Source organism: Actinomycetospora atypica, from assembly GCF_042653685.1.
GTDB classification, from domain to species: Bacteria; Actinomycetota; Actinomycetes; order Mycobacteriales; family Pseudonocardiaceae; genus Actinomycetospora; species Actinomycetospora atypica.
Window position 1 is genome coordinate 1 of the sequence record NZ_JBHSIV010000122.1, and the last position, 503, is coordinate 503.

Annotated in this window: 2 protein-coding genes; both read left to right on the forward strand. The window is 75.1% G+C overall.

Annotated elements, in window-relative coordinates:
- A partial coding sequence (locus ACFPBZ_RS29590) for a hypothetical protein (protein WP_378039677.1) occupies positions 1-198 on the forward strand: 198 nt, incomplete at its 5' end.
- Positions 195-503 (forward strand): hypothetical protein (locus ACFPBZ_RS29595; RefSeq protein WP_378039678.1); only part of this gene is annotated, 309 nt, incomplete at its 3' end. The genes ACFPBZ_RS29590 and ACFPBZ_RS29595, both read left to right, overlap by 4 nt.

Consider the following 503-nt stretch of genomic DNA (forward strand, 5'->3'; position numbering starts at 1 on the left):
CTGCCCCCCAACACCGCCCTGATCCTCGGCCCGGCCCGCCACCCCGCGGTCGTTCGCTTCGAGGCCGGCTACGAGCGCCTCGCACGTGAACGCACCGCAGCGGCGCGGGTCCCGTTCTGGCCGCGCTGGTGGCGCCAGCCGCTGCTCGACGCCGCCCGGGCCTTCGAGTTCACCGACGCCCGCCCGCTGGGCCGATGATGGCCGGCGACGACGAACCCACCGGGAACCCCACCTCCGGCGGACGGGCCGGCGCCGAGCGCTACGAACTGGGCCGCCGGCTCCGCGCGCTTCGCGAGGAGATCACCGAGCTGCGCGAGGTCGACTTCGAGCGCATCCGCCGCCAGCTCGACAACCGGCTCGCCGACCTGCGCGTCGAGCTCCGCGAGGACGTCCGGATCGGGCTCGGCGACGTCAACAACGAGCTCGCGGAGCTGCTGCCCCGAGTCAGCGACGTCGAGGACCAGCTCACCCGGCTGCGCCGCGAACTCGCCCTCGGCGCCACC